At 73.8% G+C, this 23,546-nt stretch carries 20 protein-coding genes; 10 read left to right on the top strand and 10 right to left on the bottom strand.

The window, feature by feature from the left end; translation table 11 throughout:
* The first annotated feature begins 22 nt into the window (after positions 1 to 22).
* Positions 23 to 1,312: a glycosyltransferase family 2 protein gene (locus tag IE212_RS02730; protein ID WP_190196006.1), complete on the top strand. Its 1,290-nt coding sequence runs from the start codon at positions 23 to 25 to the stop codon at positions 1,310 to 1,312.
* Positions 1,313 to 1,461: 149 nt separating this feature from the next.
* The gene (locus IE212_RS02735) at positions 1,462 to 2,217 is read left to right on the top strand and encodes a polysaccharide deacetylase family protein (RefSeq protein ID WP_190196169.1); all 756 of its coding nucleotides are present in this window, start codon (positions 1,462 to 1,464) and stop codon (positions 2,215 to 2,217) included.
* A gap of 29 nt (positions 2,218 to 2,246) precedes the next feature.
* Here the strand turns inward: IE212_RS02735 and IE212_RS02740 are convergent, their stop codons facing one another.
* From IE212_RS02740 to IE212_RS02785, 10 genes are all read right to left on the bottom strand, one after another.
* Positions 2,247 to 3,395 (bottom strand): glycosyl hydrolase, encoded by a 1,149-nt coding sequence (locus IE212_RS02740; protein WP_229863998.1) that lies wholly within the window; start codon positions 3,393 to 3,395, stop codon positions 2,247 to 2,249.
* Entirely contained in the window at positions 3,392 to 3,865 is a 474-nt protein-coding gene (locus IE212_RS02745) for a hypothetical protein (RefSeq protein WP_229864000.1), read from the bottom strand. The genes IE212_RS02740 and IE212_RS02745 overlap by 4 nt, the downstream gene beginning before the upstream one ends.
* Positions 3,862 to 5,814 carry a glycosyltransferase gene (locus tag IE212_RS02750; protein ID WP_229864001.1) on the bottom strand — a complete coding sequence of 651 codons (1,953 nt, stop codon included), beginning with the start codon at positions 5,812 to 5,814 and terminating at the stop codon, positions 3,862 to 3,864. The genes IE212_RS02745 and IE212_RS02750 overlap by 4 nt, the downstream gene beginning before the upstream one ends.
* Before the next feature lie 57 nt (positions 5,815 to 5,871).
* Positions 5,872 to 8,130 carry a lipopolysaccharide biosynthesis protein gene (locus tag IE212_RS02755; protein ID WP_190196007.1) on the bottom strand — a complete coding sequence of 753 codons (2,259 nt, stop codon included), beginning with the start codon at positions 8,128 to 8,130 and terminating at the stop codon, positions 5,872 to 5,874.
* The gene (locus IE212_RS02760; RefSeq protein WP_190196008.1) at positions 8,123 to 9,352 is read right to left on the bottom strand and encodes a DegT/DnrJ/EryC1/StrS family aminotransferase; all 1,230 of its coding nucleotides are present in this window, start codon (positions 9,350 to 9,352) and stop codon (positions 8,123 to 8,125) included. The genes IE212_RS02755 and IE212_RS02760 overlap by 8 nt, the downstream gene beginning before the upstream one ends.
* 150 nt (positions 9,353 to 9,502) lie before the next feature.
* Positions 9,503 to 10,078 (bottom strand): hypothetical protein, encoded by a 576-nt coding sequence (locus IE212_RS02765; protein WP_190196009.1) that lies wholly within the window; start codon positions 10,076 to 10,078, stop codon positions 9,503 to 9,505.
* Positions 10,075 to 11,472 carry a hypothetical protein gene (locus tag IE212_RS02770; RefSeq protein WP_190196010.1) on the bottom strand — a complete coding sequence of 466 codons (1,398 nt, stop codon included), beginning with the start codon at positions 11,470 to 11,472 and terminating at the stop codon, positions 10,075 to 10,077. Before IE212_RS02770 ends, IE212_RS02765 begins: the two co-directional genes overlap by 4 nt.
* Positions 11,469 to 12,302: an ABC transporter ATP-binding protein gene (locus tag IE212_RS02775; RefSeq protein WP_190196011.1), complete on the bottom strand. Its 834-nt coding sequence runs from the start codon at positions 12,300 to 12,302 to the stop codon at positions 11,469 to 11,471. Before IE212_RS02775 ends, IE212_RS02770 begins: the two co-directional genes overlap by 4 nt.
* Positions 12,299 to 13,129 carry a zf-HC2 domain-containing protein gene (locus IE212_RS02780; RefSeq protein ID WP_190196012.1) on the bottom strand — a complete coding sequence of 277 codons (831 nt, stop codon included), beginning with the start codon at positions 13,127 to 13,129 and terminating at the stop codon, positions 12,299 to 12,301. Before IE212_RS02780 ends, IE212_RS02775 begins: the two co-directional genes overlap by 4 nt.
* Positions 13,126 to 13,686 (bottom strand): RNA polymerase sigma factor, encoded by a 561-nt coding sequence (locus IE212_RS02785; RefSeq protein ID WP_190196013.1) that lies wholly within the window; start codon positions 13,684 to 13,686, stop codon positions 13,126 to 13,128. The genes IE212_RS02780 and IE212_RS02785 overlap by 4 nt, the downstream gene beginning before the upstream one ends.
* 257 nt (positions 13,687 to 13,943) lie before the next feature.
* Between IE212_RS02785 and fahA the strand changes: the two genes are divergently transcribed.
* The 8 genes from fahA (at position 13,944) to IE212_RS02825 (ending at position 23,478) form a co-directional block, all read left to right on the top strand.
* Positions 13,944 to 15,161, top strand: coding sequence for a fumarylacetoacetase (gene fahA / locus IE212_RS02790; RefSeq protein WP_190196014.1), 1,218 nt, complete (start codon positions 13,944 to 13,946; stop codon positions 15,159 to 15,161).
* A 265-nt stretch (positions 15,162 to 15,426) separates the two neighbouring features.
* Positions 15,427 to 16,365 (top strand): M56 family metallopeptidase, encoded by a 939-nt coding sequence (locus tag IE212_RS02795; RefSeq protein WP_190196172.1) that lies wholly within the window; start codon positions 15,427 to 15,429, stop codon positions 16,363 to 16,365.
* A gap of 142 nt (positions 16,366 to 16,507) precedes the next feature.
* Positions 16,508 to 17,308 carry a GntR family transcriptional regulator gene (locus IE212_RS02800; protein WP_373301323.1) on the top strand — a complete coding sequence of 267 codons (801 nt, stop codon included), beginning with the start codon at positions 16,508 to 16,510 and terminating at the stop codon, positions 17,306 to 17,308.
* Between the two features lie 33 nt (positions 17,309 to 17,341).
* The gene (locus tag IE212_RS02805) at positions 17,342 to 17,569 is read left to right on the top strand and encodes a 4Fe-4S dicluster domain-containing protein (RefSeq protein ID WP_003992261.1); all 228 of its coding nucleotides are present in this window, start codon (positions 17,342 to 17,344) and stop codon (positions 17,567 to 17,569) included.
* Between the two features lie 30 nt (positions 17,570 to 17,599).
* Entirely contained in the window at positions 17,600 to 19,006 is a 1,407-nt protein-coding gene (locus IE212_RS02810; protein ID WP_229864002.1) for an ABC transporter substrate-binding protein, read from the top strand.
* Complete coding sequence (locus IE212_RS02815; RefSeq protein WP_190196016.1) at positions 19,003 to 19,881, top strand: ABC transporter permease; 879 nt, start codon at positions 19,003 to 19,005, stop codon at positions 19,879 to 19,881. Before IE212_RS02810 ends, IE212_RS02815 begins: the two co-directional genes overlap by 4 nt.
* Positions 19,865 to 20,662, top strand: coding sequence for an ABC transporter ATP-binding protein (locus tag IE212_RS02820; protein ID WP_190196017.1), 798 nt, complete (start codon positions 19,865 to 19,867; stop codon positions 20,660 to 20,662). The genes IE212_RS02815 and IE212_RS02820 overlap by 17 nt, the downstream gene beginning before the upstream one ends.
* 11 nt (positions 20,663 to 20,673) lie before the next feature.
* Entirely contained in the window at positions 20,674 to 23,478 is a 2,805-nt protein-coding gene (locus tag IE212_RS02825; protein ID WP_373301325.1) for a fumarate reductase/succinate dehydrogenase flavoprotein subunit, read from the top strand.
* Positions 23,479 to 23,546 lie beyond the last annotated feature (68 nt).

Consider the following 23,546-nt stretch of genomic DNA (forward strand, 5'->3'; position numbering starts at 1 on the left):
ACACGAGTGGGGGGGAGGGCGCGTGGCTCGTTCGGCCGTTGCGCAGGAGGAGATACGGCGGTTCCTGGACATCGGGGCGGTGCAGGTCGCCGAGCTGGACATCGACGGTGAGGACGCGGTGCTCAGACCGGGTCCGGGGAGTCCGCCGCTGACGCACGGCGAGGTGTTCGTGCTGGTGCGGTGGGGTGGCCGGCCCGTGGGCACGCTGCTCGGACGGGTGCCGGAGGGGGCGGACGCGCGGGCCGTGCTCGTGGAGCGGGCGCGGGCGGAGTGCGCACCGGCCCTCGCGGAGGAGCCCTGGCAGGAGCCGCCGTTCACGAGCGTCGTCGTGGCCACCCGGGAGCGGGCCGGGCAGCTGGCCCGCGCGCTGGACTCGCTGCTGGCGCAGGACCATCCGCGGTTCGAGATCGTCGTCGTCGACAACGCGCCCGTGACGAGCCGGACGCGGGAGCTGGTCGAGCGGAAGTACGCGGAGCGTGTGCGGTACGTGTGTGAGCCTGTTCCGGGGCTCGCAAGCGCGCACAACGCGGGGCTGGACGCCGTGCGCGGTGAGGTCGTCGCCTTCACCGACGACGACGTGGTCGCCGATCTGCGCTGGCTGACCGAGCTGACCGCGCCCTTCGCCGCCGACGCCGGACTCGGGTGCAGCACGGGGCTGATCCTGCCCGCGCGGCTGACCACCCCGGCCCAGGTGCTGCTGGAGAGTCACGGCGGCTTCGCGAAAGGCTTCACTCCAAGGACGTACGACCCCGCGCACCCGCCGGGCGACGAGCCGCTGTTCCCGTTCACGGCGGGGCGGTTCGGCTCGGGCGCCAACATGGCGTTCCGTACCGCCGTACTGCGTGAGGTCGGCGGTTTCGACCCGGCCACCGGTGCCGGGACGGCCGCCAGGGGCGGTGACGACCTGTACGGCTTCGTCCGCGTCCTGGCCGAGGGCCACCGGCTGCGCTACACGCCGTACGCGCTGGTGTGGCACCACCACCGGGAGACCTGGCGGGACCTGGAGACACAGGCGTACGGCTACGGGGCCGGGCTCACCGCGTATCTCACGGCGGTGCTGGTGAACCGGCCGGCGCTGCTGCCGGCCTTCCTCGCGCGGCTGCCGCGGGGACTTCGTCATGCCCGGGCGCTGACCGCCGTACGCGCGACGGAGGGGGCGGACGGGGGCGGCACGCCGGGGGACCACGACGTGCGGACGCATCCCTGGCCACGGCGGCTGTCGCGGTTGCAGCGCAGGGGCATGGCGTACGGGCCGGTCGGCTATCTGAAGGCGCGGCGGGCGCTGCGCGCGACGGCGCGGGGGGCGAGATGAGGACGGCCGGCAGCGGCGGGGCGGAGCGGGGCGCGCGGCACGGGGAGGGGCCGGCAGCCGCGGGCGATTCCGTCGCCGGTTCCGTCGCCGATTCCGTTGCCGGTTCTGTCGCCACGCCGGCGATTCCCGTCTTCCTGTACCACGCCGTGATGGACGACCCGCCCGGCTGGATAGCCGAGTTCACGGTCACGCCGAAGCAGTTCGCCGCGCATCTCGACGCGGTGGTCCGCAGCGGGCGTGCGCCCGTCACGATCAGCGCGGTCGCCGACCACCTGGCCGGCCGGGCGCCGCTGCCGCCGCGGCCCGTGCTGCTCACCTTCGACGACGGATTCGCCGATCTGCCCGGGCCCACCGCCGAGGCGCTGGCCGGCCGCTCCCTGCCGGCCACCGCCTACCTCACCACCGGCGCCATCGCCCCGGGCGGCCGCAGTCTGCTGCCGCCCGCCCCGATGATGACGCTGGCCGGGGCGTCGGCGCTGGAACGTTCCGGCATGGAGATCGGCAGCCACACCGTGACGCACGCGCAGCTCGACACCCTGCCCGGCAGGGACCTCGCGTACGAACTGCGCACCTCCAAGGCCGTGCTGGAGGACGCCCTCGGGCACGAGATCCGGCACCTCGCCTACCCGCACGGCTACAACAGCCCGCGGGTGCGGGCCATGTCGGCCCGGGCCGGCTACGAGACGGCCACCGCCGTGCGCCACGCGCTGAGCTCCGACCGCGACGAGCGGTACCGCATCGCCCGGCTCATCGTCCGGCGCACCCATACCGTCGCCGACGTCGAGGGCTGGCTGGCGGGCGCGGGGGCACGGGTCGCGCCCTACCGGGACGGGCCGAAGACGATCGCCTGGCGGTGGTACCGGCGGGCCCGCGCGGCGGTGCGGGGGCCCGAGTTCGCGGGCTGAACCCGCGGCCGTACCGGAGGACGGCCGGGCTACTCGAGCGGCTGGTTGAGGTACGGGTCGGCTACCGCCTCGCGCAGGCTTTCCCAGGCGGCGTCGTTGGCGAGGGCCAGGTCGCAGTGCGGCCCGGGGTCGCGGTGGTTCCACTGGAGGGCGGCCTTGACGCCCTCCAGGTTCTTCAGCACCCGGGGCACCTGCGCGTACCACTCGGCCTGCCGCCGCGGTCGGGACGGGTCGGCGGCGGTGCCGAACTCGGAGAGCATCAGCGGCTTGTCGTCGGAGATGTTCTTCCGGATCCACTCGTGCGTGGTGTCCTGGGTCTGCGCGAAGGTCAGCCAGCCGGTGTCGTGGCAGCGGTAGTAGTTGTACTGGTTGTAGGCGACCCAGTCGACGTAGCCGTCGCCGGGGTACATCGCCTTGATCACGTCGGCGTGGTCGAGATAGCCCGTGGTGATCCACGTCCACACCACGTTGTCGACGCCCAGTTCGCGGAACCGGTCGTGGATGTGCCGGTACGCCTTCACGTACTCGGCGGGCGTGCCGTTGGCCGGGGTGCGGGTGTCCATCTCCAGGTCGAAGGAGAGGAACACCTTCCTGCCGTAGTCCTTGATGCGCTGGGCCTGGACGTCGATGACGGTCCTGTCCAGCTCGCCGGCCGCGATCTGCCTCCAGGTCGGCTGCTGCTTCTTCGTGCCGCCCCACCACTTGCTCTCCCACGACAGCAGCAGCAGGTGGTCCTCGCCGACGCGCTGCTCCTCCGGGGTGAGGAGCCGGCCCTCCCGGCGGGTGCCTTCGGGCAGGGACATGTCGTGGTACGTGTACACGATGTCGAGCTTGCGGCCCACGCGTTCCTCGTACGCCCGCACCTTCTCGGGCAGGTTGTCCCGCTCGTGCGGCACGAAGGCGCCGAACCAGGCGCCGCAGGGAGGTTCCAGGAGGGCCGTGGGGCGGCAGTCCGCGCGGGAACCGGTGGCTCCAGGTTCCGGTCCGGAGGCGTCGCGGAGGGCGAGACCGGCGACCAGGACCGCGCTGACCACCGTGGCGGCCGCGATCAGCAGACGGCGCCGGCCCGATGCGAACAGGCCGGCGGCCGGATGCTTGCCGTCCGGCCCGGGTGTGCGGGGCCGTCCGGCCGGGTCCGGGTCGCGGCGGAAGGGACGGTGGGGACGGTTGAACCTCACTGAGCGGAACCCTTCGGTGTCCTCGGCGTCCTCTGTGTCCTCGGCGTCCTCGGCGTCGTCGGCGTCGTCGGCGGCGGGGAGGCACGCAGCGGCGGACAGAACGCGGCGAGTGTGGTCAGCAGGGTCAGCGTCAGCAGCACACGCTGCGCGCTGAAGGTGTGCGTGGCGATCAGTACGGTCGCGACGAGCAGCACGGCGCCGACGCCCAGGAACAGCACCAGCATCAGCCGCTCCAGCAGGTCGGAGTGGCGGGCGAAGTCCGGGTCGCGGCCCTCGGCGGGCCCTTCGGCGGCCCCCGCCGCCGGCGCCGGGGCGCAGATTCTGACCGCGGCCGCTCCCGGGCCGGCGGCCAGGAAGGCGACGACGGCGGCCCCCCGCAGCGGCGATCCGCCGGGCAGGGCGAGCGCGGCGAGCGCGAGCCAGCCGCCGAACGGCGGCAGCATCCGGACCACGAGTTCCTGCGGTGTCATCGCTCCCCTCCTCGGGTCTGCTTCAGTTCGTAGAGCCATCCGGCGCTGTTCTCGGCGACCAGGTGGAACCGTGGTGAGGCGGCGACGGACTTCTGGACGCGGTCCAGCTGCGCTTTCGTGAGCTGCCCGTTCATCTCGGAGTTGGCCAGCTGGCCCTGGGTGAGCAGGAAGTAGGCCCGGGCCGGCCGCTCCACCCCCGCCATGTCACCGGCGAGGGTGGCGGCCGGGTTCCTGACGATCCGGTCGACGTGACCGCGCGCGTCGTCGAGGAACCAGTAGTGGTCGACGCTCCCGTAGGAGTCGTACGCCAGGGGGTAGTTGCGGTTGGCGGCCACCACGAGCGAGCCTTCGGGAGCCTCGTCGAAGAGCTGCCGCACCAGGCGCACTTCCTGCGGCGGGAAGTAGTTGATCCGGTCCTTGCCCGAGTAGGCCGGGACGAACGCCAGGGTGCCGAGGAGCAGGGCGGTCAGCGGCACCCAGGTGCCGATACCCCGCCGGCGGCTCACGGCGGGGCCGCCGGCCTCCCTCGCGGCGGCGTCGGCGGCCGGCGTGCGGAGCGTGGGCAGCAGCGCGGCGGCGGCGAAGAACGCGGCGCCCGGCAGCATGAACAGCAGCACCCTGAAGATCATCTCGCTGCCGTAGCCGCTGGCCGCGAACATCGGCAGCGGGGCCGCCCCGATCAGCAGCAGGGGCAGTGCGCGGTGCCGCAGCACGCGCTGCCGCAGGACGCCGGCCGCCGCGAGAAGCAGGACGGCGCCGGACAGCAGCCGGGCCGCCCAGGAGGTCGCGATCGCTCCGGTGCCCGTCGGGGTGGCGCCGTAACCGGTCTCGACGTTGGCGCCCACGTCCCCGATGGAACGGATCATGTCCGGCATGGCCGCGGACAGGAACGGCAGCGCGGCCGTGAGGCACCAGGCGAGGAAGATCACGAGCGTCGTGGCCAGCGGGACCCAGTCGCGGTGGCGCCGGCTGAGGCACAGGGCGAGCAGGCAGGCCACGAGCATGCCCGGGGTGAGCTGGTGGGAGATGACGATCGCCACGATCATGACGGTGATCACCACCGTCCACACGGCCTGCCGGGGCTGCCCGCTGCGCACGGCGGACCGGCCGAAGCGGCGCAGGACGACGGCCAGGATGCCCAGGTGCAGCGCGTAGGCGACGGACTGGGGCGAGAAGTAGTCCTGCCCGACCCAGTTGGCGACGCAGAAGAGCCAGACGGCCGTCCAGATCAGCCGCCGGTCCTCGGTGAAGGTGCGGTAGATCAGCAGCAGCGGAAGGAGCAGCATCAGGCTGGAGACCAGGGGCCACCAGGCCATGAACATCGCCGACGACTCCACGCCCAGCAACCGAACCAGGGCGGCCTGGGCGGCGAAGAAGCCCGGCCACTGGTCGTAGACCGCCATGTCGCCGATCTGGTCGGCCGTCTGGAGTCCGCCGGCCGTCAGCAGATGGTCGATGACCGCGTCGTGCTTCCACGCCCAGGCGTACAGCGGGGTCGGGTAGACCACGGCCTGGGTGGCCCGCTCCATCACCAGCAGGCCGAGGACGTACGCCGCCCCCCAGCCGCCCGGCCGGCGCGGGTCGCGGACCGTGAACCAGAAGCCGGTGGTGAGCACCAGCAGCCCGGCCCAGAAGGCGGGGTGCAGCGCGGTGACCAGCCCGTAGTCGTCGAGCCGCGAGACGTCGGTGTGCCGCACCGCGTACGCCCAGAGGGCGAGCGCGGCGAGCAGCGGCACACCCGGCCAGGCGGGCGCGCGCCGTCCGGTCCGGGCGGGGGGCAGGTCGGACAGGTCCGTCACGGGCTCATGGGCAGGGCTCGACGACTCCGAGGAGGAGGGGCTGGAGGACTGGCTGGAGGTCTCGGGTGCGGTGCCGGACCGGTCCGTGCCGTCCTGGGCGGGCGTGGGTTCCGGCGTGGCTCTCTCCCGTGGAGTTGCTGGCGGACGCACGGTGGTTCCCCCCTGGCGGTTCGGCTCGGTGTGGCTCTGTTCGGCTCGGGTGACGGGTCAGTGGGCGGTCGGTCCGTCCGGTTGTCCGCGGTGCGGCTGCCACCGGACCCACGCGGCGCGACGGCAGAGCGGCAAGACCTTGACGAGTACGGCGAGTACGGCGAGTACGGCGAGCAGGGGCGGCGCGACCGGTGCGAGCGCCTCGCGCCACACCCAGCCGCCGACCGCGACGAGATACAGAACCCCCCAGCGCGCCTGCCACGGCAGCCGTCCGCCCGCGCTCGCGAGCAGCAGCCACAGCGGCACCAGGCACAGCAGTTGACAGGCCGGCGGCGCCCAGCGCAGCAGCGGCTCGGGCCCGTCGAGGCCCAGCACGTCCGCGAGGAACCCGGCGGTCTTCACATACAACGCCCCGTCCACCGGGGGCGGTTCCCGTCCGAGGGCGACCGGTGCGGCGTACAGGGCCAGCAGGGCGGCGCACAACGCCGCGCCGGGCAACCACGGTTCGCGCCGGGCGCAGAGGGTGACCGCGGCGGCGAACACCACGAGCAGCAGGCCCTGGGCGGTGAGCGACGGCAGCGGCAGGCCCGCCAGCAGCTGCCGCCCCGTCGGCTCGTTCACGGTGGTGCCGCCGAGCCAGGGCAGCTCGCGCAGCGGCGCGGAGAAGAAGACGGCGGCGACACCGAGCAGGCTCCAGAGGGCACCGCGCAGCCGCCGTTCCCGTGGCTCCTGGTCCGTGGGCTCACGGGGTGGTGGTTCGCGGGGTGGTGGTTCGCGGGTCGGACCATCCGGCCGCACGATCAGCGCCAGTGTGTCCGCCTGCAGCGCCTCACGCTCGTACCCGGGGCGCCCGATGAACAACGTGACCGTGTCCTCGTCGCCGCCCCCCTGCCGGTACGCGGCACGGCGGGCCCAGGTCGTGCCGTATCCGGCGGTGGCGTTGAGTTTCGCCCAGCGGGTGCCGTAGGCGTCGGTGACGGGCGGGCGGGCGGCGGGTGCGCTGTCGTCGTGGCGCAGGGCCGCACGCAGTCCGGCCGTGGAGACGACGGCGATCACCGTCATGCTCAGCAGCACCGCCCAGCCGGCGCCCGCGATGCCGGCCGGGGTGAACAGCGCGGCCGCGCTGCCCAGCACCAGGGCGCACATGGCCCCCTGGAGCGCGGCCAGCACCCCCGTACGCCCCTGAACGCGCAGCACGCCGATGTACAGCTCCACCACGACCCGCGGCAGCGCGCCGAGGGCGAGCAGCCGCAGCACCGTCGAGCCGTGCTCGGCGTAGTCCGGGCTGAAGGGCGTGAGGATGTACGGGGCGAACAGGACGAGCACCGCCACGACCGGGACCAGCAGCAGCGTCATGCGGCGCAGTGCGCCCCGGACGCCGTCGGCGAGTTGACGCGGGTCGTGCGAGGCGTGCGCGGTGAGGGACGAGGCCATGTTGATGGCCATGAACTCCATCGTGCCGCCGACGGTGTACGCCACGTAGAAGTAGCCGTTCTCGGCGGCGCTGAAGCGGACCGCGACCATCACCGGCAGCAGGTTGATCATCGCCAGGCTGAACAGGGCGCCCAGCGAGTCCCCGGCGAGGAAGCGGCCCATCTCGCGGAATCCGGGCGGCCGCAGATGCCGGTCGGCCGCGGACTGGCGCGGGATGAGCCTGCGGAAGATCAGCCAGCCAAGCGGCAGGGTGGAGAAGGCGATCGCCACCGCCCAGGACACGAAGATGCCGAGGACGGGCAGCGTGCCGGCGAAGACGGCCAGGAGAGCCAGTTTCCCGATCGAGAACACCGCGTTCCCGGCCGGCACCCACTCCGCCTTGCGCAATCCGGTGAGCACCCCGTCCTGGAGGGTGAGCAGCGCCCAGGCCACACACGCCGCGACGAACACCGCCCCGGCCATGGGTGTGCCCAGCGGGGCGTACGACGCTCCCCAGGCGTCCAGCGTGAGCAGGAAGACGGCGGCGGCGAGCGCCACGACCAGCGAACTCGCCGCGTACGTGCCCCACACCAGACGCCCGGTCTCCGGTCCCGCGCGGGGCACGAAGCGGACGACGGCGCCGATCATCGTGGTGGCGGTGATGCTGGCGAGCAGCCGCATCGCCGCGATGGCGGCGGAGCCCTGCCCGACGGCCTCCTCGGAGTAGTAGCGCGCGGCCACCAGCCAGAACCCCAGGCCCAGTACGGCGGACACGCCGGTGCTGAGCATGAGGAAGTAGGCGTTCTTGAACAGCGAGTCGTGGGTGGGCCCGCTGCCGGCGGGCTCCGGTCCGTCGCCGTCGGCGCGCGTGGTGGCGGGCGCGTGCACCTGGATCTCAGCCACGGTACTGACCCGGCCCTCCCGGTGCCTCGACGGGGCGTGCCCCGGACCGCTCCAGCGCCTCGACCACCGTCCGGGCCCGCAGCGGGTCCGCGGGCAGCGCGTGCCGCGCGAACCAGCGGGCCGCCTCGGGCGCCGGTGAGGGGTCGGTGAACTCCGCACCGGCGTAGTCGTCCAGCGGCGGGTCGTAGAGGTAGCCGACGACGACGCCCTGACGTGCCAGGGCCGCGATCGCCGCGTCCCGGTCCGCCACGAAGAGCGGGACGCGGAAGAGCGGCTGGGTGCCGTACGCGTCGCGCGGCTTGGCCCAGGGCGTGGACAGCAGCAGCTGCGTCCCCACGCGGCAGGCGTCGAGCACGTCGTCCAGCCGGTCGAGCCGGCGTCCGATGCGCCGCAGCCGCAGCCGGCCGGACTCCTGGCGGTAGTCGTGCATGTCGACGCGTACCCACGGGTCGTGGGCGTCGAGGCCGGGCGCCCGGGGGGCGGCCCGCGCGAGTTCGTCCGGGCGCAGGGGCATCCGGATCTCCTCGCGGTCCGCCAGCCCCAGCAGCCGGACCGCGGCCCAGGCGGCGCGCCGCAGCCGCAGCCCGCGCACCGCCGCCTCCGCGTACGGCCGGACGGCGTAGGCGAGTTCGGACGTCAGCCGATTCGGCGTGAGCAATCCGGCGCAGGTCTTCTCCACCGCGTCCCGCAGACCCGGGTCCGCCAGAGAGAGCATGCCTCCTGCCTTGGCCCCGACGTGCTTGGACAGACTGAACGCCGAAGCCTCCCCCCACGCGCCGACCGGCCGGTCCCCCACCCGGCTGCCGATGGCGTGCGCCCCGTCCTCGAACAGCGGGATCCGCAGCGCGTCGCATCTCTCCCGCAGGCGCGGCGCCGGGTCCGGGTTCCCGTACAGGTTGGTGGTGAGCACGGCCGACACCGAGCTCCACGTCTCGTCGGGCACGGCGTCGATGTCGATGGACGCGTCGAGCGGGTTCAACGGCGCCTGCACGGGGCGCAGTCCGGCCGCGAGCACGACGAAGAGGATCACGTCGTCGTTGACCGGCGACATCAGCACCCGGCCGCCCGGCGGGCACCAGTGGCGCAGCGCCACGTACAGCCCGAAACGGCACGACGGTACGTACACACATTCCCGGCCGAGCCGCGCCCGCATGGTCTCTTCCAGCCGTTTCAGCCGAGAACCATGCCGCGCCGCGCCCGGACCGGCCTCCCCAATGGCCATCCGCCCCCCAGATGTGCCGTGGGAACGCCCCCTCCCCGAGGCCTTCCGGCACCCGCCCAGAGTCGCCCCGTTCGCACCGCTCCGTCAAGATTGCGTCGACTCCGGTGGACAAGGCCATGGACGCGGCTGTGGACGCGGCTGTGGAAGCGGCTACCTCCTCGGTCCCGCGACGGCGTAGGCCGTGACGCCGACGATCGCGAGGCCCCCTGCTGTCCAGGTGGCCGCCGCCGTGCCGGCCGGCAGCAGCATCCAGGCCGCCACCTGCGCGGGCACGCCGGCCGGGGGTGGTGCGAGGAACGCGAACGAGAGCCAGCCGAACGGCAGCGCCCAGGCGTACCGGCCACCCGAGAGGGCCGCGCCCAGGGCGGCCAGTCCCGCCAGTCCGGCGCTGTCCCGGGCGACGAACGCGGTGGTTGCCAGGTCATGGCCCAGCGCCTGCAGGGTCAGCAGGACGGCGCAGACGAACGCGGCCGCGAGCAGCACGTGCGCCGCTCTGCGGGGGGCCCAGGCGATCGCCGCGGTACGGTCCAGCGCGAGGTCCTGCCCGCTGAGTCCGATCGAGACCGCCATGGCCCCCGCGGCGAGGACGAGCACGGACGGCCGCGGGTCGCCCTGCCCGGCGCCGCCGTCCCGGGCGAGTCCCCACACCGCCGCCGCGCTGACCACCACCGCGGCGAGCGACGCGGGTACCTGACGCGAGCGCGCGTACAGCACCAGCCATCTCACCGGGACTTACCGCCTTTCAGGGCCTCCAGGGGGTCGCCCTCGCAGGAGAGCGCGGCGGCCCGCATCGCGTGGATCCGCGAGAGCTGCTCGTCCCGCGGCAGCGCCCGGAGCTTGATCCACACCGGGCGGGCCTGGACCTCGACCTCGCGGCGCAGACGTGCCGACCAGGTGCCGGGCAGGGGTTCGAGGTCTCCGAGGACCCAGCCCACCGCGACGGCCTGCGCGAACTCGTCGTTGCCCAAACCGCTCCAGCCGGCGGGGGTGCACCCCGGCACCATGCCTTCGGCGATCAGGGACCGGGTCAGTTCCCGGCCCTTCGCGGCGGCGATGACGTCGTCGTCGAAGTCGAAGAGCACGGTCCTGGGGGACCACCGCGGCGTGGCGCCGTCCGGCAGTACGGCGGTGTTCTCCCGGACCGAGACCGGTGCCCGGCCGCCCAGGGAGCCGCGCAGCAGACGCAGTGCCTCCTTGCCGGGGCCCGCCAGTTCGGCGAGTCGCGCCCGGTGCGTTCTGGTCACGCATACCGGGCCGTCGCACACCGGCTCCGCGGCGGCCTCGTCGACGACGTACATCCGGCGCGGGTCGGAGGGCAGGACGAGCAGGGCGAGCAGCGCGCCCGCCAGGACGGGCGCCAGGGCCAGCAGCCGGGTGCGCGGGGTCGCGGCGACCAGCAGCGCGAAGCCCGTCGCGGCCATGCCCAGCAGCCAGATCGTCTGCCCGGCGTGCACGGCGGCGGAGAGTGTGAGCAGCGTGTCGCGCACCTCTTCCACCGCCGGTGACAGCAGGGAGATCCGATTCGGCTCCGAGACCGGGAGCCCCTCCGCCGTGGTCGTTTTCGTCCGGCCCAGCGACATGTGCATGAGAGCGGTGAACACGAAGGCGCCCATGGCGAGGGCCGGAGGGGTGAGCACGGAGGGCAGGGTGCGCCCGGCCCCCATGCCCAGTACGGATCCCGCGACGAGGGCGAGTGCTCCCACCAGGGAGATCGGCAGCCAACCGAGGTGCGTGTACTGGGTGTCGCCGAGCACGTGGACCGCGCCCACGAGGACGAGCAGCGCGAAGCCCGAGACCAGGGTGACGGCCGTCGCACCCGCCGACGCGGCCGCGCGGTGCCAGGCGGGGCGCGATGTGGTCGTCAGCAGTTCGGACATCTTCGAGCGGTGGTCGCGCAGGCCCTGCAGCGCCCCGAGTCCCACGGCCAGTGGCCACAGGTAGAACAGCAGGGCGCGGGTCCACAGCGCCAGGGGCGTCCACTGGGCGGTCCACGCCGTGGTGCCCTTCCACCACATCCCGTCCAGCAGATACAGGAAGGCCAGCGCGATCGTCAGGATCAGGGCGCCGGCCCACGGGGCGACGGAGCGTCTCAGCTCGGTGCGCAGGACACGTGAGTTCACCAGGTGCCCCTTCCTTGCTCGGGGCCCTGGAGCAGCGCCGAGTAGCCGCGTTCCAGGGGGCTGTCGCCCACGTGCTCGGGCCCGCCCGCCGCGGCGAGGTCGCCCGGGGTGCCCTGGAAGACCAGCCGGCCCTCGTCGAAGAGCACCACGTCGGTGCAGGCGGCGGCGACGTCCTCCACCAGGTGGGTCGAGACGACCACGCAGGTGTCGGTTCCCAGCTCCTGCAACAGCTGGCGCAGGCGCAGCCGTTGGGCCGGGTCCAGGCCGACGGTCGGTTCGTCCAGGAGCAGGATCGCCGGGTCGTTGACGATGGCCTGGGCGATCCCCACGCGCCGCACCATGCCGCCCGACAGGGTCTTCAGCCGCTCGTCGGCGCGGTCGGCGAGGCCGACCCGCTCCACTGCCCGCTGCACCGCGGCGGGGACGTCCGCCTTGGGGACCTCCTTCAGCCACGCCATGTACTCGACGAACTCGCGCACCGTGAAGCGCTTGTAGTAGCCGAACTCCTGCGGCAGATACCCGATCCGGCGGCGCAGCGCCCGGTGCTCGCCCCTGTCCGTCACGGACCTGCCGAGCAGTTCCAGGCTGCCTCCGGCGGGGCGCAGCACGGTGGCCAGCGCCCGGATGAGGGTGGTCTTCCCGGCCCCGTTGGGTCCCAGCAGACCGGTCACGCCGGTGCCCAGCGACAGGTCGAGCCCGTCGACGGCCAGCCGTGTGCGGCCTGCTCTCACCTTCAGCCCCGTGGCCCGGATCTGCCAGGCGTAGGGCGTCGGCGCGAGGTCGGCCGCGCTGATCGCGGACATCGAGTGGTGTTCCTTCCGGTCGGTCATCGAAGTGCTCCGGGGCCGGCGTACGCGCCCTTGCGGGCGATGACGGCACCGGTGCCGAGGGCGAGGATCAGGCCCCACACGGGCAGGCCGTCCGTGTGCAGGACGAGAGGGGTACGGCTGGTGGCCAGGGCCGGTGCGACGACCACGGCGGCCCACACCGTGATGAGCACGGCGGCGGCGCGGGTCACACCGACGACTCCTCCCAGCGCCAGGGCCGAGGAGGTGAACGCCAGGCAGGGAAGCAGCCATTGCCCGGCCGTCACCCCGGTCACCCATCCGCACGCCAGCAGGGCGGGGACGACCACGGCGAGCACCGACGCGGTACGCCGCAGCACCAGGGGAAGACCGGCCCGGGGTGTGGAGGCGGTCAGTTCGCAGGCCGGGTCCAGGCCGCGCGACCACGACGCCGCGACACCGAGCACGGGCAGGACGGGGGCGAGCAGCAGCACCAGCGGCACCCGGCCGGCGCCGGGGCCGTGCCCCGGGCCGGTGCCGGTCAGGTCGAACAGCAGGGCGAACAGGGTGACGCTCATGACCGTGGCCAGCCACGGCACCATCGTGGGGGTCAGCCACCTGGGCCACCGGGCCGGCCGGAGCCGCCGGTGGGGGGCGGTGGCGGCCAGCCGGGGCTCCAGGTCCGCCCACACGGCGTCGACCACCGCCGTCACGGCCGGTGCTCCCGCCGCGGTGGCGGCCGACAGCCGGTCGCGGCAGATCCGGCACAGCTCCAGATGGGCCTCCAGGGCCCACACCTCGTCGGCTGCGATGTGCGTGTCGCCGCGCGCGTACGCGTCGATGAGCCGCGCCGCCGCGTGTTCCGCGCTCATGCCAGGGCCCTCCGCATCTCGGTCCGTGCCCGGCGGGCACGGGTCTTGACGGTGCCCTCGGGCACGCCGAGCAGGACCGAGGTCTCCCGGACGGACAGTCCGTCGAGCACCATGGCCTGCAGTACCTGTCTGAGTTCGGGTGCCAGGCGCCGCAGCGCGTCCCCGATGTCGCCGTCGACGGTCGCCGCAAGGGCCTCCTCCTCGGCGGCGGGCGCCACGGGGTGCGCGGCCGCCGCGGGCGGCGGCTGGGCGTGGTGGGCCCTGCGGCGGAAGGCGTCGACGAGACGGCGTGCCGCGATCGTCCACAGCCAGCCGACGGCGGTCCCTCCGACCGCGGCCCCGGCGAACGCGCCCGCCGCACGCCACACCGCGAGATACGTCTCCTGCATGACCTCGGCGACGATCTGCTCGTCGGCGCAGCGGCGCCGCAGACGCACCGCCAGCCATGGCGCGGTGCGCCGGTACAGCTCCTCGAACGCCGCGCGGTCGCCTGCGGCCACCAGCCGGACGAGACGCTCCTCGTCCGGCTCGCCCGGTGCTTTCCTGACTGCTCTCACACCCGCTAGACGCCGGGTGCGGACGGCAGGTTTTCCCTTTCCCGTGATCCACGCCACACGCGAACCTGCGGGAGGCGCGTCCGGCAGGAAGGTGCCGGGAAAGGCGCACCGGGCGGTCATCCCCGGGCTCACCTGCCCCGTTCGTCCGTGTCCACCTCCTCGGCCTCTGCCCAGGAGCGGTGTGTCACCCGTAACGTGTGGCATGACCACGAACACGTGGCGACGACACGGCACACCCGAAAGCGAGGCAGCACCCGATGCCCCCCTTCGATGTCCCCGAGGGCGATCCCTTCGGTCCGCACACCCTGCCGTACGGCGTGTTCTCCCTCCCCGGCTCCTCGCACCGGGCCGTGGGTGTCCGGCTCGGCGACCACGTGCTGGACGCCGGCGCGGCGGCCCACGCCCTCGGCTCCCCGTACGCCTCCCTGCTCGCGCAGCCGACCCTCGGCCCGCTGCTGGCCGCCGGCCGCACGGCCTGGTCGGACGTTCGGCGGGCGCTGACGGCCTGGGTGACCGTGCCGTCCCACCGCGAGACCGTCGAGCCGCTCTTCCACCCCCTGTCCCAGGTGACCCTGCACCTGCCCTTCGAGGTCGCCGACTACGTCGACTTCTACGCCTCCGAGAACCACGCCCGGAACGTCGGCCGGATCTTCCGCCCCGACGCCGAGGACTCCCTGCCCCCCAACTGGAAGCACCTGCCGATCGGCTACCACGGCCGCTCCGGCACGGTCGTCGTCTCGGGCACGGACATCGCACGCCCCTCGGGCCAGCGCAAGGCGCCCACCGACGCCGCTCCCGTCTTCGGCCCGTCCGTCCGCCTGGACATCGAGGCGGAGGTCGGCTTCGTCGTCGGCGTGCCGTCGCGGCTCGGCGCGCCCGTGGCCCTCGCCGACTTCCGCGAGCACGTCTTCGGTCTCTGCCTCCTGAACGACTGGTCCGCACGCGACGTCCAGGCCTGGGAGTACGTCCCGCTCGGCCCGTTCCTCGGCAAGTCCTTCGCGACGTCGGTGTCGGCGTGGATCACCCCGCTGGACGCCCTGGAGGAAGCCCGGGTGGCCCCGCCTGCCCGCACCCACGCGCTGCTGCCGTACCTGGACGACAGCGACGAGGAACCCGGCGGCTACGACCTGCGGATCACCGTCGCCGTCAACGGCCACGTCGTCTCCGAGCCGCCCTTCTCCACCATGTACTGGACGGCCGCGCAGCAGCTGGCCCACATGACCGTGAACGGCGCCAGTCTGCGCACCGGCGACCTGTACGGCTCGGGCACGGTCAGCGGCCCGTCGGAACGGGAGCGCGGCTCGCTCCTGGAGCTGACCTGGAACGGCCGCGACCCGCTCGAACTCCCCGACGGCAAGCGGACGTTCCTGGAGGACGGCGACGTGGTGACGCTCTCGGCCTGGGCGCCCGGGCCCGACGGGGTGCGTGTGGGGCTGGGAGAGGTGACGGGGCGGGTCGTGCCCGGAGGTGCGTGAGCCCACCGAGGAGCCCGGGTCCGGCGGACCGTCGCCCGGTCCCGGTTGTTCCGATCCGCTCGACCCCTGACTCGCACCGCCCGGCACCGTCATACTGGGCGTCGGGCGGTGCGTGCGCCCGCACGCGCACGGCGCACGGCACGTCCGCCGCGCTCGTCGCGGTCACCGGCGCGCACGGCGACCGCGTCGCCCGCGCGCCCGGCGGCCGCCCTCCAGCACGACCCGTAGCCGCCCCTCTTCCGACCAGGAACCGGAGCCCGTGGCCATGACCGTCTGCCTGCTCCTGCTGAGTGTCGTCGCCGTGCTGGCCGCCGTACCCGTTCCCCGTGCGCTGACCCGGGCCGCGTGGCCCGAGCGGGAACCGGTGGTCGGGCTGTGGGTGTGGCAGTGCCTGGTCGCCACCGTCCTGCTGTGCTGCGTCACGGCACTCGCCCTGGGCGCCGCGGCCGTCTTCGGAACCGTCCGCGCCCAGCTCTTCGCCCCGGCGCCGCCCGCGGTGACCGCGGCGTACGACCTGTCCACCGCCCCGCCGTGGGCCGCCGCCCTCACCCTGCTGCTGGCCTGTGGTGCCGCCTGGACGACCGCGATGCTCGCGCGTGAACTGGTCGAGGCGCGCCGCCGCCGCGCCCGGTCCCGTGCCCATCTGCGCGAGCGCGCCCCCGATCTGCCGGCGGACCTGGGAGCCGCGCGTGGTCCCCTGCTCGTGCTGGAGGACGAGTACCCGGACGCCTGGTGGATGCCCGGCAACCCGCCCCAGCTGATCGTCACCACCGGCGCGCTGCACCGCCTCACCCGGCACCAGCTGGACGCCGTCCTCACCCACGAGCGCGGACACGCCCGCGCCCGCCACGACTGGCTGCTGCACCTGTCCACCGCCCTGGCCACCGGCTTCCCGCGGGTCCCGCTGTTCGCCCACTTCTGCGACCAGACCCACCGACTGGTCGAACTGGCCGCCGACGACACCGCCTCCCGTCGCTGCGGCCACCTGACCACGGCTCTGGCCCTGATCGAGCTCAACCAGCACCGTGGCGTGCTGTCCTGCGCCTCCAGCCACCGGCTGCTGGGCGAGCGGGTCGACCGGCTGCTGGAACCGCCGCCCCGGCTGGGCCGTCGGCACCGGGCCATGACCACCACCATGGCCGCGCTGGTACCGCTGGTGCCCCTGCTGATCGTGTTCGCGCCCGGCCTGACGGCCATGTCGTAGCCGTACCGGCCCGCCATCGGTCGTGGCGGACCGGTGGCAGATCTTGCCGCGCCACGGCCGAAACCCCCAGTTCAGTCGTCGAACCGGTCACACTCCCGGTGGCGCAACACTCCCGCAACACTACTTTCCCTATCGGATAGGTATGGTCCGATCCATGCCTACCGACCGCATCCGGGACCACGCCGGCCAGGGAGCCGCGACCACCGTCGCCGCCCACCGCGCGCGGCGCCGGCTGCGCGCCGACCGGGCGAGGCAACTGGCCGATCTGCTCCGCCGCCAGTTGCTCGCCGGCGCCTTTCCCGACGGCACCCTGCCCCACGAGTCGACCCTCGCGACCGACTACGGCGCCAGCCGCAACACGGTCCGCGAGGCACTCGACCTGCTGCGGGCCGAGGGCCTCGTGGAACGCCAACCCGGTGTGGGCACCGTGGTCGTGGCCCGCAAGTACCCGCACGGGCTCGACCGCCTGATGGGCCTCGCGGAAACCCTCCGCGAGCACGGCCGGGTCACCAACGAGGTCCGCACCATGGGCCCCGCCCCGGCACCCGCGCCGGTCGCCGAACGCCTCCACCTGGCGCCCGGCACCGACGTCCTCTACATCGAACGCCTGCGCCGCCTGGGCGGTCTGCCCCTGTCCCTCGACCTCACCTACATCCCTCTCGACATCGGCACCGAGCTGCTCGGCGCCGACCTCGAGAACACCGACGTCTTCCGCCTCCTGGAGGCCGTCACCGGCCGGCGTCTCGGCCACGCCGAGATCACCCTGGAAGCGGTCAGCGCGGACACCCACTCGGCCGCCGTGCTGGAGGCCCCGCGCGGTGCCGCCGTCCTCATGCTGGAACGCCTCACCCACCTCGCCGACGGCCGCCCCGTCGACCTCGAGTTCATCCGCTTCCGCGGCGACCGCATCACCATGAGCGGCCTGCTGCACCGGAACCGGTAACCACCCCGCTCGCGCACTCTCCCGGAGACATCCATGCCCTTGGCGCCCCAGCGGGCCGACGTGCCCGTGACCATCGACGAGTCGAAGTGCATCGACGGCTGCACGCTCTGCGTGGACATGTGCCCGCTGGACTCCCTCGCCATCGACGAGCGCAATGGCAAGGCCTACATGCACGTCGACGAGTGCTGGTACTGCGGCCCGTGCGCGGCGCGCTGCCCCACCGGAGCCGTCACGGTCAACATGCCCTATCTGCTGCGGTGAGAGGCCCGAACCACCATGTCCCGAACCACCATGTCCCGAACCACGCTGTCCCGAACCACGCTGTCCCGAATTACGACGTCCCCGACCACGACGCGACGCACAGCGGTCGCGCTGTCCGCGGTCGTCCTCCTGCTCCCGCTCAGCGCCTGCGGCGGTGACGCCGAGGCCGGCAGCGGCTCCACGGTCACCGTCACCGTCGGCTACCAGTCCCGGACGATCAACACCGTCACGGCGGGCACCCTGCTCCGCTCCCTCGGCTCCTTCGAGAAGCAGCTCGACTCGCTCGACGACGGCGTCCACTACAAGGTGGACTGGCAGGACTACGCCACCGGAGCGCCGATCACCGCCCAGATGACCGCCGGGAAGATCGACATCGGCTCGATGGGTGACTTCCCGCTGCTCATCAACGCGGCCCGCGGCAAGCAGCTGAACAGCCCCACCCACCTGGTGTCGGTCACGGGCTACAACCTGCGCGGCGGCCTCAACACCATCGTCACGGCGCCCGGTTCGAAGCTGACCTCCCTGAAGGACCTGAAGGGCAGGAAGGTCTCCACGAGCGTCGGCTCGGCCGCCGACGGCACCCTCGTCCGTGCCCTGCGGCGCGCCGGCATCGACCCGGACAGCGGCATCGAGAAGCTCAACCAGCAGCCCTCCGTCGGCGCCTCCGCCCTCACCGCTGGCAGCGCGGACGCGCTGTCCCAGTTCGTCGCGTGGCCCGGCCTGCTCGCCTACCAGGGCAAGGCGAAGGCCGTGTACGACGGCGCCCGGCTGAACCTGCCGACCTTCCACGGCGTCACCGCCCGCGAGAAGTTCGCCGAGGAGCGCCCGGCCGTGCTGGAGGCGTTCCTGAAGGCCCAGGCGCAGGCGACGGACTACCTGAACGAGCACCCGGTGGACGCCGCCGAGAAGGTCGCGAAGGCCACCGGCCTGCCCGCCGAGGTCGTCTACCTCTACAACGGCGCGCACGGCATCGCCACCTTCGACCCGGCGATCAAGCCCCAGCTCGTCTCCGCCCTGAAGAAGGACGTGCCGGTCCTCAAGTCGGCGAAACTCACCGGCGACGTGGACGTCGACTCCTTCGTCGACGACCGGTACGTGAAGAAGGCCCTCGGACCGGCGGCGTACGCCAGGCGTCTCGCCACCGAGCCCGCGCCGGCCGCGAGCGAGGCCTGGCCCAAGGGCGCCTCGAAGACCGTCACCTTCGACTCTCCCTCCGCGCTGCTGCGTTACGCCGCCGGGCACCGCGACGATCTCCGCGCCGCCTACGTCCCCGACGCCACCACCGGCACGCTGTGGTTCGCCGACAAGGCCGTGTGGGTGGCCGACGGCGACCGGCTGCTGCCCTTCGTCGCGCCCGACACCGCGCAGGCGTACGTCGCCGGACACGACGGGGCCCGCGTCGTCCCGTACGCCGACGCTCTGGAGCGGGCCTCGTGAAGCGGTACGCGCTCCGGGTGTTCTCGCTGGTCGCCGCGCTCGGCCTGTGGCAGGCGCTGACCAGCCTGAACGTCGACCTGTGGCTGCGGTTCTCGCAGTTCCCGACCGTCACCGACGTGGCCCGGGCCTTCGCCGCCCGGCTGTCCGGGCCGGACTACTGGACGGACCTCACCGACAGCCTCACCCGGATCCTCGCCGGCTTCCTGCTGGCCGCCGTCCTGGGCGTGGCCACGGGCGTGCTCGTGGCCCGCTCGCGGCTCGCCGAGGACCTGCTCGGCCCGGTGCTGGAGGTGATCCGCCCGATCCCCGCGATCGCCCTGGTCCCCGTCGCGATCCTGCTGTTCCCCTCCAACGAACAGGGCATCGTCTTCATCACCTTCACCGCCGCCTTCTTCCCGGTCCTGGTCTCCACCCGGCACGCGGTGCGGGCCCTGACCCCCGTGTGGGAGGAGGCGGTGCGCACCATGGGCGGCGGCCGGTGGCGGATCCTCGGCTCCGTCGTCCTGCCGGGCGCGCTGCCCGGGGTGTTCGGCGGCCTGTCCGTGGGCATCGGCGTGTCCTGGATCTGTGTGATCTCCGCCGAGATGATCTCCGGCCAGTACGGGGTCGGCTACCGCACCTGGCAGGACTACACCGTCGTCGACTACCCGGGCGTGTTCGTCGGCATGGTCACCATCGGCGTGCTCGGCTGGCTCACCTCCACGGCCGTGGAACTGCTGGGCCGCCGTCTGACCCGCTGGCTGCCGCGCACCGCCTATGTCCCCGGGGCCCGGCCGCCCCGGCCCGCCGGGTCCGCGCGGCCCGCGCCGGCCGCCCCCACCGCCGGGAAGGGCGGTTCCGCACCCGAGGAGGCACGCGATGAGCACCTCGTCTGAGACCGTCCCGAGCACCGTTTCGGAGACCGCCGTCGCCGCATCGCCGATCCGCGGCACCCGGCTCACCCTCACCGCGGCCCGCCTCGGCCGCCCCGGCGCCCCCGCCCTGGACGGCGTCGGCCTGGACATCGCCGCCGGTGAGATCCTCACCGTCGTCGGCCCCTCCGGCTGCGGCAAGTCGACCCTCCTGCGCACCCTCGCCGGCCTGCTGTCCCCGCTCGCCGGAGACATCACCGAGGACCGGCGCCCACTGACCGGCCCCTCGGCCGACCGCGCCCTGGTCTTCCAGGAGGACGCCCTGCTCCCCTGGCGCACCCTGCGCGCCAACGTCGAACTCCCCCTCGCCATCCGCGGTGTGCCCCGCGCCGAACGCCGGGAACAGGCCCAGGCCTGGCTGGAGCGGGTGGGACTCGCCTCGCAGGCACGGCAGTTGCCGCACCGGGTCTCCGGCGGGCAGCGCCAGCGGGCCCAGCTGGCCCGCGCCCTGGCCGGGCGGCCACGCGCCGTCCTGATGGACGAGCCGTTCGGCGCGCTCGACGCCCAGACCCGCGCGGGCATGCAGGACCTGCTCGTGGAGGTGCTCCGGGGCACGGGCGCCACCGTCGTCTTCGTCACCCACGACGTGGACGAGGCCCTGTTCCTCGGCGACCGGGTGGCCCTGCTCGGCGCGGGCGGCCTCGTGGCCGTACGGGACGTGCCCCGCCCCCGCGACCGCGGCGCGCACGACGACCCGGCGCGCCTGGCCCTGCGGCGCGACGTCCTCACCTCGCTCGGTACGTGAAAGGCACTGCGGTGACCACCTCCGTGAACCCCCCTGCGGACACCCCCCTGGCCGTCCCGTCCCTCACCGACGCCGAGGAACTGACCTGCGACGTCCTCGTCATCGGCGGCGGCACCGCCGGCACCATGGCGGCCCTGACCGCCGCCGAGCACGGCAAGGACGTGCTGCTGCTGGAGAAGGCCCACGTCCGCCACTCCGGCGCGCTCGCGATGGGCATGGACGGCGTGAACAACGCGGTCATCCCCGGCCGTGCCGAACCGGACGACTACGTCGCCGAGATCACCCGCGCCAACGACGGCATCGTCGACCAGTCCACCGTGCGCCAGACCGCCACCCGCGGCTTCGCCATGGTGCAGAGGCTGGAGTCGTACGGCGTGAAGTTCGAGAAGGACGAGCACGGCGACTACGCGGTCCGCCAGGTCCACCGCTCCGGCTCCTACGTCCTGCCGATGCCGGAGGGCAAGGACGTCAAGAAGGTGCTGTACCGGCAGCTGCGGCGGCGCGAGATGCGGGAGCGGATCCGCATCGAGAACCGGGTGATGCCGGTGCGCGTGCTCACGGCCGGCGGGCAGGCCGTGGGGGCGGCCGGCTTCAACACCCGCACCGGGCGGTTCGTCCAGGTCCGCGCGGGCGCCGTGATCCTCGCGACCGGCGCGTGCGGCCGCCTCGGCCTGCCCGCCTCCGGCTACCTCTACGGCACCTACGAGAACCCCACCAACGCGGGCGACGGCTACGCCATGGCCTACCACGCGGGCGCCGAGCTCACCGGCATCGAGTGCTTCCAGATCAACCCGCTGATCAAGGACTACAACGGCCCGGCCTGCGCCTACGTCGCCAACCCGTTCGGCGGCTACCAGGTCAACCGGCACGGCGAGCGCTTCGTCGACTCCGACTACTGGTCCGGCCAGATGATGGCCGAGTTCGCGGCGGAGGTGGCGTCCGACCGGGGCCCCGTCTACCTGAAGCTGAGCCATCTGCCCGAGGAATCGGTCTCGGCCCTGGAGTCGATCCTGCACTCCACCGAGCGCCCCACCCGCGGCACCTTCCACTCCGGCCGAGGCCACGACTACCGCACCCACGACATCGAGATGCACATCTCCGAGATCGGCCTGTGCGGCGGCCACTCCGCCTCCGGCGTCCGCGTGGACGACCACGCCCGAACGACCGTGCCCCGCCTGTACGCGGCCGGTGACCTGGCCTGCGTGCCGCACAACTACATGATCGGCGCCTTCGTCTTCGGCGACCTGGCCGGCGCGGACGCCTCGCGGTACTCGGCGTACCAGGGGGAACTGCCGCTGGAGCAGCTCCGGGAGGCGCACGAGCTGATCTACCGCCCGCTGCGCAACCCCGACGGCCCGCCCCAGCCCCAGGTCGAGTACAAACTGCGCCGCTTCGTGAACGACTACGTGGCACCGCCGAAGTCCGGTGCCCGGCTGTCGCTGGCCCTGGAGGCGTTCGAGCGGATGCGCGACGACATCGCCGCGATGGGCGCCCGCACGGCGCACGAACTGATGCGCTGCGCGGAGGTCACCTTCATCCGCGACTGCGCGGAGATGGCCGCGCGCTCCTCCCTGGCCCGCACGGAGTCCCGCTGGGGCCTCTACCACGACCGTCTCGACCATCCCGCCCGCGACGACGCGTCCTGGTTCCACCATCTCGATCTGCGCAAGTCCCCTGCCGGTGCGATGGAGTTCACGGCCCGCCCCGTGGCTCCCTATCTCGTTCCGGTCGACGGCTTCGCCCCCGTCGGCGGCGCCTCCCGTCACCTCGGCGAGGTCCACGCCGAGGACGTGGCGACGGCCGGGTCACATGAACTGGCACCGGTGGCTGCCCTGGTGGAGGCCGGGCCGGAGCGGACTCCGGGTGGCCGGGAACTGCCCTCAGCCGCCACTGCCGAAGAGTCCTCCGCCCGCCTGCTGGAACTGGTCGCGCTCGCCGACGAGGAGCCCGAACTCAGCGCCCTCCACCCCTACCTGACCGACCCCGTGCCCGCCGTCCGCCGCGAGGCGGTCGCCGTGCTCACCGAGACGCTGCCGCCGGGCACCGGCCCCGCCCTCGCCGCCGCGTTGCGTGACCCCGCCGCCGAGGTGCGTGCCGCCGCGGCCGCGTCCCTGCGCGAGCTCGTCGAGACGCTGCCGCCCGGACCCGACCTGCGCGACGGCCTGGCCGCCGCCCTGGCCGAGCCCGACCCGGTGGTCCGTGCCGCGGCGCTGGACGTCCTGCGTGCCCTGCGCCTCGGAGACGCCGTCCTGTTCGCGGGCGCCCTGGCCGACTCCGACACCGCCGTCCGGATCGAGGCCGTGCGGGCGCTGGTGTCGATCGACGCCGCCGGTGAACTGGCCGGCGCGGCCCCGGCCGACCCGTCCCGCGAGGTCCGGGTGGCGATCGCCAAGGGGCTGGCCACGGTGGGCGCCGGGCGGCTGACGGGTGACGCCCCGGCCGGCTCCGCCGCCCCGATCGAGGCGGCCCTCACCGGCCTCCTCGACGACCCCGACGCCCTGGTGCGTGCCGCGGCCTACGGGGCACTGGGCACCACCGGCTGCCCGGCGCCCCTCACCGCGCGAGCGGTGGCCGCCCTGTCCGAGACGGCCTGGCAGGTGCGGGCGGGTGCCGCCACGGCCCTGTCCGTGGCCGACCCCGAGGTCGCCGTGCCCTCCCTCGCGAAGGCCCTCGCGGACGCCAACGCCGACGTCCGCAAGGCCGCCGTCCTCGCACTGACCAGGCACGGCACCATCGAGGAGGCCCGCGCGGCGCTGGCCACGGCGACAACGGACTCCGACGCCGACGTCAGGGCGTACGCGGCACGGGCGCTGTGACCGGCGTCCGGCGCCCGGACCTGCCGCTGCCCTGACCGTGCCGGGCCGCCACGCCCGAGTCCTGCCCC

Origin of the sequence: Streptomyces djakartensis (assembly GCF_014651075.1) — a bacterium.
GTDB lineage: Bacteria > Actinomycetota > Actinomycetes > Streptomycetales > Streptomycetaceae > Streptomyces > Streptomyces djakartensis.

Excerpts from the sequence above, each read along its gene's own strand:
- IE212_RS02735 (WP_190196169.1), top strand. The coding sequence starts at position 1,462 with ATGGACGACCCGCCCGGCTGGATAGCCGAGTTCACGGTCACGCCGAAG.
- IE212_RS02745 (WP_229864000.1), bottom strand. The coding sequence starts at position 3,865 with ATGACACCGCAGGAACTCGTGGTCCGGATGCTGCCGCCGTTCGGCGGC.
- IE212_RS02760 (WP_190196008.1), bottom strand. The coding sequence starts at position 9,352 with ATGGCCATTGGGGAGGCCGGTCCGGGCGCGGCGCGGCATGGTTCTCGG.
- IE212_RS02775 (WP_190196011.1), bottom strand. The coding sequence starts at position 12,302 with ATGACCGACCGGAAGGAACACCACTCGATGTCCGCGATCAGCGCGGCC.
- IE212_RS02780 (WP_190196012.1), bottom strand. The coding sequence starts at position 13,129 with ATGAGCGCGGAACACGCGGCGGCGCGGCTCATCGACGCGTACGCGCGC.
- fahA (WP_190196014.1), top strand. The coding sequence starts at position 13,944 with ATGCCCCCCTTCGATGTCCCCGAGGGCGATCCCTTCGGTCCGCACACC.
- IE212_RS02795 (WP_190196172.1), top strand. The coding sequence starts at position 15,427 with ATGACCGTCTGCCTGCTCCTGCTGAGTGTCGTCGCCGTGCTGGCCGCC.
- IE212_RS02800 (WP_373301323.1), top strand. The coding sequence starts at position 16,508 with ATGGTCCGATCCATGCCTACCGACCGCATCCGGGACCACGCCGGCCAG.
- IE212_RS02805 (WP_003992261.1), top strand. The coding sequence starts at position 17,342 with ATGCCCTTGGCGCCCCAGCGGGCCGACGTGCCCGTGACCATCGACGAG.
- IE212_RS02810 (WP_229864002.1), top strand. The coding sequence starts at position 17,600 with ATGTCCCGAACCACGCTGTCCCGAACCACGCTGTCCCGAATTACGACG.
- IE212_RS02820 (WP_190196017.1), top strand. The coding sequence starts at position 19,865 with ATGAGCACCTCGTCTGAGACCGTCCCGAGCACCGTTTCGGAGACCGCC.